Consider the following 10,691-nt stretch of genomic DNA (forward strand, 5'->3'; position numbering starts at 1 on the left):
AAGCGGGCGAGTTGTCGAAGTTCAGAACCGGACAGGGTGTCGAACGAGGCGGACCGCCGCCAAAATCGAGGAGCTAGTTGTCGAACCGGGCCTGCACGAACGGTTGGACGTTCTCGATGTCGCCGAGACGGGAGTCGGACATCAGCACCGCCTCGGTCTCGTCGATGGGCACCGAGAGGCTGATTTCCTTGGTCCGGCCGTATCTGCCCTTGCTGACGACGACGGCGTTGACGATGCCCAGCATGTCGAGTTCGCTGATGAGGTCGGTGACCCTGCGCTGGGTCAGTTGGTCGGCGTCGATTTCCGCACAGAGGCGCTTGTAGATGTTGTACACCTCGCCGGTGTTGATGTTCTGGACGCCGTTGTCCTCCAGCAGGATGATGGAGAACAGCACGATTTTCGACTGAGTGGGGAGGGTGCGAACCACCTCGACTACCCGGTCGAGTTCGATTTTCTCCTGTGCTTTCCGGACGTGGGCCTCGTTGACCCCCTCGGCTTGGGCGCGCTCGGCGAGTTCGCCCGCAGTCCGGAGGAGGTCCAGCGCGCGCCGGGCGTCACCGTGTTCCTGCGCGGCGAACGCGGCGCAGAGCGGAATCACGTCGTCGCTCAGCGCGTCGGCCTTGAACGCGACTTCCGCGCGGTGCTGAAGGATGTCCCGCAGTTGGTTGGCGTCGTAGGGCGGGAAGACGATTTCCTCCTCGCCCAAAGAGGATTTGACGCGGGGGTCGAGGAAGTCGGTGAACTTGAGGTCGTTGGAGATGCCGATGATGGAGACCCGCGAGTTCTCCAACTCCGAGTTCATCCGCGAGAGGTTGTAGAGGGTGTCGTCGCCCGACTTCTCGACCAGTTTGTCGATTTCGTCCAGCATGATGACGACCACGCGCTCCTCGTAATCGACGGCCTCGAAGAAGGTGTTGTACACCCGGTCGGTCGGCCATCCGGTCATGGGCACCGACTCCATCTCCTCGCGGTCGGCTTCTAGTTCTTCTACGCGCGCGTCGATGTCCTCGACCGTATCGAACTCGGTGTCCGCGAGTCGGGAGGCGGTGGCGTCAGTGTCGGTAGCGGCGTCAGTGTCGGCGGCGGCGGCCTCCTCGCGGAGAGTTTCGAGTTCGTCCATCCGGTCGTCCACGAACTGCTGGTTGTTCTCGATGAACTTGTTGGCGAGTTGGGCCAGCACCCGGTACTGGGTGTCGGTGACCTCGCAGTTGATGTACTCGACGTTGCAGGGCACGTCGTACTTCTGGGAGGTGCTTTCGAGTTCCTTGCTGACGAACTTCGCGCTGGCGGTCTTGCCAGTCCCGGTCTTGCCGTAGATGAGGATGTTCGAGGGCGTCTCGCCCCGGAGGGCGGCGACCAGAATCGTCGCCATGTTGTTGATTTGGTCCTTCCGGTGGGGAAGCTCGTGGGGCGTGTACGAGGGCCGCAGGACCTCCTTGTTCTCGAATATCGGTTCGCCGGACAGCAGGTCGTCGAACAGCCCTTGGTCGTCGTCCTCCTCCTCGAAGACGACATCGTCTAAATCGACGTTGTCGAAGCTCCGGTCGGGGCTGACCTCGACTCCCTCGTCCGTCGGTTGCGTGTTTTCGTCAGACATGCGTTCGTGCCGACCCCTCCGTTTCAGGTGGAAGACGCGCAACGCGCGGGCCAATTTCGGCGAAATCGACCGCCAGCGCCGAGATGTAGAGGCCGAGAAGTTGCGAGCGCGTCCAGTTGATGCAGGAGAACCAAAGGTCCAGCAGGGTATTAAACTCTTTCTTCTCTCTGCTTGCTCGAATCGAACCCCGAAATCGGACGCGAAAAGCCCGCAGAGCCGAAATTAATGACAGAACACGTTCGCCGAAATCGAGAAGCACCGCCGAGAAACGAGGAGTTTCGGGTCGCAGGGACGCTGGTTCGGAACGGGAGAGTCCCGTGTTCGATAGCCGAGAAACCGTCAAATAGAGCCATAGAAGGCGAATTCCTCCGGGAAGTAGAAAGATGGCCTCTATTTCGAGTCGAGGAGGCGTCGCGTCACCAGTAGCACGTGGCGTCACCAGTGGCTTGGCGGACAGTGATCAGGCGGAGAATACTGCTGGGTAGTAGACGATGGTCGCTACGGGAAAGACCAAAGAAAATGAGACCGAGGGGGAGAGAATCGGTGCCACTGATCGTGGCACCTCCCCCACCCCTTCGTTTCGGGTGGAACGGGAGAAAGGAGGGGGTGGGGAGGGGTGCCTCTAATAACCGGAACCTTTAGTACAACAGGCAGAAAACAGTATCCGTAAACCAACAGCAACGGTTATTTTTGGAGTCGGTTTGGTTGAAATAACGGCGGCTCGCTCACCCCACCCCCACCTTCCAACGGCTCCACCTGAAACGAAGGGGTGGGGGTGGTCGGACATCTCCCGACAATTCGCTGGCGGCCTCTACTTTTCGAGTCTATTCGTCCACTGGGACTTCCGACTTTCCCTCGTCGTCCCTCGTGTTGTCTCTCGTCTCGCCTTGCCTTGCCTTGCCTTGACTTGCCTCGTCTCGTCTTGCTCCTGCGGTCGTTCTTCTGTAGACCTTCTCCTGTCCTCTCTCCTTTGTCCTCTCTCCTCTGTCATCTCTTTCCTGTTATCTCTCCTCACTTTCCTAGTCCTCACATCTCTCGTGTTCGGCTTGCTTTCGGCCTTCGACTGAAGCGTCGTGTCCTCGACTTCGCTTCGACCTTCGATTGGTTCTCGTCCACATGACCCCTTCATTTCGACTGGAAATCAGAGCTGTTCTCCTTCATTAGGTCACACAAGTCCCATCTCGTCTTGTCGTTTCCACCCGAAACGAATCGTGTTGAGGTTACACTCGGACAGCATATCGGCCAACAGCTATCGAGACCAAACCCTCGCCAACAGCTGTCAAGACCGACCCACCGGCCAACAACTGCCGGGAACCGAACCACCGACTAACAACCGCCGGGACCAACCCATCGGCCAACAACCGTCAGAGGCACCTCCGAAGTCCTCTCGCAATTGCCGAGGAGTTAGTTCCATGTCCTCGAATTGGTCATTTTTTCCGAGGGGTGTCTGACGTAGGTTTAAGTGGGTGGGATATAGTTGTACGCGCAACAGCCCCCGTGACGGTTTCGTTCGCCGATAGTGGGGTCTGGGAGGAAAGGATGGGATTGTTTACCGACCTGAAAGACAGCATTGCCCGCGTTACGGACAAGCTCTTCTCCGCGCAGGAGCCGAAGCGTATCGGTATCTACGGCCCGCCAAACGCCGGAAAGACGACCCTCGCCAACCGCATCGCCCGTGATTGGACTGGCGACGCGGTGGGTCCCGAGAGTCACATTCCACACGAAACCCGGCGGGCCAGAAGCAAGGAGAACGTAGAAATCGAGCGCAACGGCAAGACGGTGTCCATCGACATCGTTGACACGCCGGGCGTGACGACCAAAGTCGATTACGAGGAGTTCCTCGACCACGACATGGAGAAAGAGGATGCAGTGCGTCGCTCCCGCGAGGCCACCGAGGGCGTCGCGGAGGCGATGCACTGGCTCCGGGAGGACGTGGAGGGCGTCATCTACGTGTTGGACAGCACGACCGACCCCTTCACGCAGGTCAACACTATGCTCATCGGTATCATCGAGAGTCAAGACCTCCCAGTCCTCATCCTCGCTAACAAGACCGACCTCGAAGATTCGAGCGTCCAGCGCATCCGGAACGCCTTCCCTCAGCACGAGACCATCCCGCTCTCGGCGCTCGAAGGCGACAACATGGACGAAGTGTACGACAAGATAGCGGAGTACTTCGCGTGATACCATGCCAGAAGTGACTGGGGACGACCCCGACGACGGCGTGCAAATCGACCTTATCGGTGCCGACCGGATGGCCGAGATGGCGTCGATGGAGAAGATTCGGATGATTCTCGACGGGGTTCGGGACGGCAACATCGTCATCCTCGAAACCGGGCTTTCGCCCGACGAGGAGAGTAGACTCATCGAGGTCACGATGACCGAAATCAGCCCCGACGAGTTCAACGGTATCGAAATCGAGACCTACCCCCGGTCCGAGACCGCAGACCAGAGCTTCCTCGATAGGCTGATGGGCAAGGAATCGACGCGAAAGCTCACCGTCATCGGCCCGGCGAACCAAATCGAGACGCTTCACAAAGACGAGAACCTCATCAGCGCGCTCGTCTCACGCAAATAATGCCCCACCAGTGTACCACCTGCGGGCGGACGTTCGAGGACGGCTCGAAGGATATGCTCTCGGGCTGTCCGGACTGCGGCGGGAACAAGTTTCAGTTCCAACCCGCGGGGGCCGTAAGCGAGAGTGCCGGAAACGCCGGAGCGAACGCAAGCGGTGGACCTGCGAACGCCGCGACTGCGCCGAAGAAGACGCCCGAGAGCGCCCGGTCGGCCGGGGGGTCGTCGTCCTCGGCCGACGCATCCGAAACAGGGGGTACTCGCGGGGGCACGGCCGGCGACCGAGGAGCGTCCGCACCCGAAACAGGGGGTGACGACCGAGCAAGCGCGGTGAACCGGGCGGCCGCGACGGTCCGCGATTGGGTCGGCAAGCGCGACGATGCCCGAGACGACCGGACTGATTCGACGCGAGACGAGGCCTCGACGCGAAACGGTACTGCGCCGCGGACCGACGCTACCCCGCCGAGCGAGGAGGACTCGGCGCAGGCCAGCGCTCGCCGGGACGTGGTGAGCGAGTCGGAGTTACCCGACGAACCGCCCCAGCGCGCCGGCGTCTCGGAACCCGGTGACGCGCCCGCCGCAAATTCCGAGGGGAACGTCGTCAGCGCGCCCGACGACGAGAGTCCGGGACTGAAGGAACTCCGCGAGGAGCTAAACAGTCAGTTCGAGAGCATCCGAATCGTGGAACCCGGCCAGTACGAACTCAATCTGATGGAACTGTACGAGCGCGAGGAGTACATCATCTCGCTACAGGAAGACGGGAAGTACGTCATCGAGGTCCCCGACGCGTGGGACGCGAGCGACCGCTGATTTTCGCTAGTTCGTAGTGACGACCGGCCGACGAGTTCCGGCAGACTGGGGCGTCTTGGCAAAACTGTTTACAGGGCGACTCGCAAAGAACAGTATCCGATGTTCGACGACGCCAAGCGCCGAGCGAAAAGCGTCGCGTTCCTCTTTCCGGCGGCGTTGGCCCGCCTCGATCTCCTCGACAGGGAGAAAGGCGAGGAGGCCTTCGACCTCGCGGTCCCCGTGATGGTCACCGGTGGGATGCGGACCCTGCTCCGGGCCGCGGACTTCTTCATGGTCGGGCGGGCACTCGGCGACGAGGCGGTGGCCGCGCTCGAACTCGGCTTTCAGTACTTCTTCATCCCCTTCGGCCTCTCGCTTGCGCTGACCAGCGGGACCATCAGCGTCGTCTCCAGATTCGAGGGGGCCGACGAGCGCGACAAGGCCAACTTCGCCATCAAGCAGTCGCTCTGGCTGGCGCTCCTGCTGGCGATTCCAATCACGGCTGTCACGTGGGTCTACGCCGAACCGATGATAGACGTGCTGACCGACGACGCCCGGACAATCGAACTCGGGGCCGTCTACCTCAAAATCATCATGCTCTCGGTCTCCTTCCGGTTCTGGAGCATGATTGCGGCCCGCGCGCTGGCGGGAGTCGGCGACACTCGGACCCCGATGTACATCCGACTGCTCACGCTCCCGACCAACATCTTCCTGAACGCGGTCCTCATCTTCGGGTTCGGTCCCTTCCCCGAGTTGGGCGTCGCTGGCGCGGCGTGGGGAACCGCCATCGCCAACGTCCTCGCGGCGACCCTGTTCACGGCCGCGCTCGTCTCCGGTCGGTACACGGTCCGGCTACCGGTCGGGGGTAAGCAGTGGGACTGGTCGATTGCAGGCGAAATCGTCCGGGTCGGTGCGCCCCTCGCGGGGACTCGCCTTTCTCGGACCCTCGGGCGATTCCCCTTCCTGCTGGTCCTGACCACGCTCGGGACGCCGGTGGTCGCGGCCTACGCCATCGGTCGGCGAATCATGTTGCTGGCGCTGATGCCGGCGTGGGGTTATTCGACGGCCTCCTCGACGCTGGTCGGCCAGTCCATCGGCGCGGGCGAGGACGACGAGGCCACTCAGTACGGGTGGCAGACGCTCCGAATCGCGCTGGTCACGCAACTGCTCATCGCGGCGGTGCTGTTCGCGGCGGCCCGGCCGCTGGCGACCGCCTTCGGTACCGACCACGTGGACTTGACCGTCGAGTTCATCCGGGTGTTCGGTCTCGGCGTCGCGGCGTTCAGCGTCTCCCGGACGATGCGAGGAGGACTCCGCGGCGCGGGCGACACGCGCTGGCCCCTCTACGGCACCTTCGCCGGGACCTACTTCTTCAAACTCCCGGTGGCGCTCCTCGCCGTCGCGCCCGGCGTCGCCCTGTTCTCGGTCGATGGCTGGAGCTTCGCGCCCGGCCTCGGATGGGGTCTGCTGGCGGTGTACGTCTCCATCCTCGGGGACATGTATCTCCGGGCGGTGGTCAACACTTTCCGGTTCTGGACCGGCAAGTGGAAGCGCGTCGCCCGCGAGTCCGACGTGGGTGCCGGGACCGGCGCGGACTGACGGAAAGTAGAGGAATTTAAAGGCTCGCGCCCGAAGCCACCACCATGAGCACGGCAACCAAAATCGTGGTCGGAACGGTCGGCATCGTGAGCGTCCTCGCAGTCGGGTTACTCGCAAACCTCTGGCTCGCGGCCTGATGTTCGAGCAACGGTCGCTGTCCGAGGAGGTCCAAGCGGTCCGCGAGGCCCACGCGCCCGAGACAATCGTCCTCGACTCGGGGTCGGACTTCGAGACGCTGGCACCCGAGCGCGCCGAGGACCTCGGCCTGCTGGTGGACTCGCTCGACCCAATCGCCTACCCCGACGAGTGGCTTCCAGAGGACGCGCCGGAACTCCTCCGGCGGTTCGCCTCGACCGACTTCACGGTCGGGATGCCCGGCGACGGGAGCGTGGCGTGGACGCGCCAGACGAAGCCTCCGGTTGCGTTCGTCAAGCCCCGCGTGCAGGGGTCGCCCGACGAGTTCGTGGACTTCCTGATTGCGGAGGCGCTGGTGGAAATCGGCACGGACTGCCCCGAGCAGTTCCTCGGGTTCTTCGAGGACCAGTACGTCGAACTCGACGCCGCGCTCCCCTTCGACGCCGGGAGCGTCTACCAAATCGCGGCGGCGCTCTACGACGCCTACCTCGGACTCCGCACGCGAGAGGTCTTCGCCGACTGGGGGAATGAATCGGGTGACGCACACCGCCCCCGACTCTTTTCGGCGTGGCAGGACGCGGGCGAGCGCATCGAACCCCGGTTAGAAGGGCTTCCCGCCTCGATGGCCCGCGACGAAACCGACTTCGCCGACGCCGCCGAGTTCGCCTGCGCCGCAGTCAAACACGGCCTCGAACTCCCCGCGCCGTTCGCGGCGCTCGACACCGAGGCCTACCGCGACCACGGCCCGGCCTACGCGGTCAAGTGGGCCGAGAAGACCTTCGAGTAGGAAACCGGCCGCGTCCGAATGCGACCATTTACCACATATCTCACAGCCTACAAAATGATTTTAGCCCTTCACGTCGAACCAAGACGTGGTGGGTAAATGACCGAGTACTCCGACAAACGCGCCGATACGTCCGGGTGGGAGGAACAGCTATATCCCGACGCCGAGGAGGACGACAACGGCGTCGAGGGCGCGACGACCGAGTGAGGACCCAATCTGCGTCCGCCGTTCATTTTCTGCGGTCGCCGACCCGAACTGCGTAGCAGTTCGTCCGTTTTCCCCCTCAGCGACCGGTCCGGGACGTTTCGCGCCCAGTTTGACTCCTCTCAACCCCTTCGTTTCGTCTGGAGATTCTGATAGCAACTGCCGGCTTCGGACGACAGATTCGGACGCCGGCCCGGTCGGTCAGGGAATAATCTGCTCGCCGTCGTCGTCGTAGACGCGAATGGCGTCCACCGGACAGACTCGGGCGGCCATCTTCGCGTCGAACTCGGCGTCGTCCGGGATTTCGCGGACGAAGGTGTCCTCGGCGTCCTCGTCGGCGTCTCTGAGGTCGGCCTTCCCGTCGTCGCGGTTCTCCTCGAAGGCGTCCCACTCGGCGGTACACTGGAACATCCCGGTGCAGGTGTCGCGGTCGAACTCGATTCGCATGGTCCGGAGTTGGACGAGCAGGGTCAAATCCCTGCCGGAGGCTGTTCGCGGTCTCACACCAGCGGCACGTCCGCCCCGAGGAACGACGCGACCGACCCGAGTATCACCAGTCCCATCACCGCGCCGAACCCATACGAGACGACGACGTAGACTGCCGCGAAGGTGAGATTTCGGTTCCGGAGATGTTCGATACCCTGCGTCCGCAGGTCAACCACGTCGAACGCGTCTATCAACAGGAGATACCCGTCGCCGTGAATCAGGGGATTGAGTACGACTACCGTCTCCGCGACTGTCATGATGACGAACGCGCTCAGCACGACGCTGTCGGGGAAGAACACGAGGTGGACCCCCGCGACCAGCAACGTCCAGACGATTTGGACGAACGGTCCCGCCAGCGTAATCCAGAGCCGGTGGTTCCGGGGCAGAACCCACGCCTCCGTCGTGTCCGTGATAGCGGCGGGAATCGCACCGTTCACCAGTCCGACCCGGACCGACGGGTCGAAGTACGGCTTGCTCGTGAAGTAGTGGCCGCCCTCGTGAATCGCCAGCGTCACGACGACCAACCCGAGGAAGGGAACGATTCGCGCCGGCGTCAGCAGTTCGACCACGTTCGGCATCGTCTGGGTCTCCCTCCACGCGACGACTGCGCCGACGGCGACCAGACAGAGGAACGCCACTAACCGGGGCCACAGTCGGATTCCGTCGGGCTTCCGAAGTTTGACGACCGGTTCGTCCGGCCGGAGATACCCCTCTCTTTCGAGGTCCTCGACGATTTTCCGGGGCGTCCCTTCTAGTTCTTCCTTTGATACTTCGCCCTCGGCGAGCGCGGTCAGTAGCTTCCAGCCATCGTCGGAGATGCGCCTAAGCCCGTTGTCGGGACTTGTGAGATAACGATTGCCGTCCGACTCTCCCCACGTGAACCCGACCGGCGGGTCGGTCGTCTCCACTTCTCTTTCCAATCGAACCATAGTTGCAGTAGCTGTCCGTCGCTGTCGGCCCACTCGCCGCCGGCCCACTCGTCGTCGCCCGACGCGCCGACGACTGCGTAGCCGACCGATGGTACGGGCTTTATTTTAAATCACGTCTGTTATAGTTAACGATTGACGTGGTGTGTAGATAGCCACAGCGGGCCGCGGTGGGTCATAGCAGGCCGTGGATGTCACGGCGGGTCGCGCCGGACCGTGAGCGTCGTCGCTCGCCGTGCTACCGTCCGCCGTCGAGGAGATACTCGGCCAGTCGCTCCGCGACATTCTGGTCACACCGGGCGTCGGCACCGTTGAACACCGGCGTCTCGTTGACCTCGAAGACAACGTGGTCGCCGTCGGGCCGCCGTCGAACGTCTGCGGCACCGAAGACGAGGCCCGCGGCCGCTATCGCCCGAACCGCGCTCTCGGCGATGTCGTCGGACACCGACGCGGCCGTGGTCTGGATTTCTTGGCCGCGCTGTCGGTCGATTTTGAACGAGAAACTCTCGCTGTCGTACTGAATCGCGCCGACGACTTCGCCGTCGAGGACGTACACGCGAAGGTCCTCGCCCGGCACGAACTCCTGAAACTGGACGGGGGCGTTCACGAGCGCGCCGAGGCCGTCGCCCGCGAGGTCCTCGTCGGTCAGTTCCGCGGGCGGCGCACCGTTAGTCGCCGGTTTGTAGATAACCCGGTCGTGGTCTCGGTAGAACTCCTCGACTGCCGTCGGGTCGTTGGTGAACAGGGTGTCCGGAACCGGCACGCCGTCGCTCGCAAATTGGCTCAACTGCCACGGCTTCTGGCCCTGCAGGTAGTGATTCCGGACGCGGGGCAGTGCCGGGATACCCTCAGATTCGAGTCGCCGGGCGAAACTTTCGAAGACGCTCCGGTGGTCCCGAATCTGGGCCAACGTCCGCTTGGGGTCGTCGCGGCCCTTGAACGGTTCGCGTTGCATCGCCGTCATCGGGTGAAACAGGAGGTTCGACTGGAAGTACGCCCCCGTCACGTCGTCGTAGGTGACAGTACTGTCGAAAAACACCGTCTCGGAGTCGGGTCGGAACCGAATCGGCGCTTCCCCCGGCCAATCGTCGGTGTGGCAGAAAATCGGCTCGCCGCCCTTTGCTTCTATCTCCTCGGCGAGGAGCGTCAGGTCGTCGTCCCACGAGGGACCACAGAGTACGACAGCCATGTACCCTGTTCTCCCCCACCAAATGGATAAATCAATCGGTCTAGTAAATAAAATCTCAATATAATCTATAAAATCTAATATCTTTAAGACAATATCGTTAGGTATTTATGCAGTTATTCACAATGGTATGATACCCCATACCGGGGATGGTCACAATGGAACACTTCATCCAAAACCTCGACGAAGACGACTTCGAAGAAGTCGAAGAGCGCGAAACCACCGCAATCCAACACACCGGCTCCAGCTTCGCCTACACGTAATTCGACAACTGTCGGCTGGTAACTGACTCGTCTTCGACCGACCCAGTTCGGTCGCACTTTTCCTGCGTTCCGTCGTTATCCTCCCAGTAGTCGGATACTCGTGGGACCGTCGTGGTATCGAATCGCTACTTCCCTGCCCAGTCCCGATACC

10 protein-coding genes are annotated in these 10,691 nt (G+C 62.3%); 6 read left to right on the forward strand and 4 right to left on the reverse strand.

The genetic code is table 11. The features are described from left to right. Positions 1-73: 73 nt before the first annotated feature. Complete coding sequence (locus P2T57_RS12435) at positions 74-1,597, reverse strand: Cdc6/Cdc18 family protein (RefSeq protein WP_276299532.1); 1,524 nt, start codon at positions 1,595-1,597, stop codon at positions 74-76. 1,539 nt (positions 1,598-3,136) lie between these two features. Here P2T57_RS12435 and P2T57_RS12440 point away from each other — a divergent pair. From P2T57_RS12440 to P2T57_RS12460, 6 genes are all read left to right on the forward strand, one after another. Continuing rightward, a complete protein-coding gene (locus P2T57_RS12440; protein WP_276299533.1) occupies positions 3,137-3,778 on the forward strand; it encodes an Era-like GTP-binding protein in 642 nt (213 codons plus the stop codon). A gap of 4 nt (positions 3,779-3,782) precedes the next feature. Continuing rightward, positions 3,783-4,172: a DUF2073 domain-containing protein gene (locus P2T57_RS12445; RefSeq protein ID WP_276299534.1), complete on the forward strand. Its 390-nt coding sequence runs from the start codon at positions 3,783-3,785 to the stop codon at positions 4,170-4,172. Further along, entirely contained in the window at positions 4,172-4,978 is an 807-nt protein-coding gene (locus P2T57_RS12450) for an OapC/ArvC family zinc-ribbon domain-containing protein (protein ID WP_276299535.1), read from the forward strand. The genes P2T57_RS12445 and P2T57_RS12450 overlap by 1 nt, the downstream gene beginning before the upstream one ends. A 99-nt stretch (positions 4,979-5,077) precedes the next feature. Beyond that, on the forward strand, positions 5,078-6,556 hold the full coding sequence (locus P2T57_RS12455; RefSeq protein ID WP_276299536.1) for an MATE family efflux transporter: 1,479 nt from the start codon (positions 5,078-5,080) through the stop codon (positions 6,554-6,556). A 44-nt stretch (positions 6,557-6,600) separates the two neighbouring features. Beyond that, a complete protein-coding gene (locus P2T57_RS20370) occupies positions 6,601-6,693 on the forward strand; it encodes a hypothetical protein (protein WP_420028497.1) in 93 nt (30 codons plus the stop codon). After that, positions 6,693-7,478, forward strand: coding sequence for a DUF7089 family protein (locus P2T57_RS12460; protein ID WP_276299537.1), 786 nt, complete (start codon positions 6,693-6,695; stop codon positions 7,476-7,478). The genes P2T57_RS20370 and P2T57_RS12460 overlap by 1 nt, the downstream gene beginning before the upstream one ends. 402 nt (positions 7,479-7,880) lie before the next feature. Here P2T57_RS12460 and P2T57_RS12465 read toward each other — a convergent pair whose 3' ends face one another. The 3 genes from P2T57_RS12465 to P2T57_RS12475 form a co-directional block, all read right to left on the reverse strand. Then, entirely contained in the window at positions 7,881-8,126 is a 246-nt protein-coding gene (locus P2T57_RS12465; protein ID WP_276302105.1) for a ferredoxin, read from the reverse strand. 53 nt (positions 8,127-8,179) lie between these two features. Further along, a complete protein-coding gene (locus P2T57_RS12470; protein WP_276299538.1) occupies positions 8,180-9,094 on the reverse strand; it encodes a hypothetical protein in 915 nt (304 codons plus the stop codon). A 235-nt stretch (positions 9,095-9,329) separates the two neighbouring features. After that, positions 9,330-10,280, reverse strand: coding sequence for an ATP-grasp domain-containing protein (locus P2T57_RS12475; RefSeq protein WP_276299539.1), 951 nt, complete (start codon positions 10,278-10,280; stop codon positions 9,330-9,332). Positions 10,281-10,691 lie beyond the last annotated feature (411 nt).

This window comes from Halorussus lipolyticus (genome assembly GCF_029338375.1).
In the GTDB taxonomy this organism is placed as follows: Archaea; Halobacteriota; Halobacteria; order Halobacteriales; family Haladaptataceae; genus Halorussus; species Halorussus lipolyticus.

What these genes read in the sequence shown, in the direction of transcription:
- P2T57_RS12435 (WP_276299532.1), bottom strand. Translation starts at nt 1,597, where the DNA reads ATGTCTGACGAAAACACGCAACCGACGGACGAGGGAGTCGAGGTCAGC.
- P2T57_RS12440 (WP_276299533.1), top strand. Translation starts at nt 3,137, where the DNA reads ATGGGATTGTTTACCGACCTGAAAGACAGCATTGCCCGCGTTACGGAC.
- P2T57_RS12445 (WP_276299534.1), top strand. Translation starts at nt 3,783, where the DNA reads ATGCCAGAAGTGACTGGGGACGACCCCGACGACGGCGTGCAAATCGAC.
- P2T57_RS12450 (WP_276299535.1), top strand. Translation starts at nt 4,172, where the DNA reads ATGCCCCACCAGTGTACCACCTGCGGGCGGACGTTCGAGGACGGCTCG.
- P2T57_RS12455 (WP_276299536.1), top strand. Translation starts at nt 5,078, where the DNA reads ATGTTCGACGACGCCAAGCGCCGAGCGAAAAGCGTCGCGTTCCTCTTT.
- P2T57_RS20370 (WP_420028497.1), top strand. Translation starts at nt 6,601, where the DNA reads ATGAGCACGGCAACCAAAATCGTGGTCGGAACGGTCGGCATCGTGAGC.
- P2T57_RS12460 (WP_276299537.1), top strand. Translation starts at nt 6,693, where the DNA reads ATGTTCGAGCAACGGTCGCTGTCCGAGGAGGTCCAAGCGGTCCGCGAG.
- P2T57_RS12465 (WP_276302105.1), bottom strand. Translation starts at nt 8,126, where the DNA reads ATGCGAATCGAGTTCGACCGCGACACCTGCACCGGGATGTTCCAGTGT.
- P2T57_RS12470 (WP_276299538.1), bottom strand. Translation starts at nt 9,094, where the DNA reads ATGGTTCGATTGGAAAGAGAAGTGGAGACGACCGACCCGCCGGTCGGG.
- P2T57_RS12475 (WP_276299539.1), bottom strand. Translation starts at nt 10,280, where the DNA reads ATGGCTGTCGTACTCTGTGGTCCCTCGTGGGACGACGACCTGACGCTC.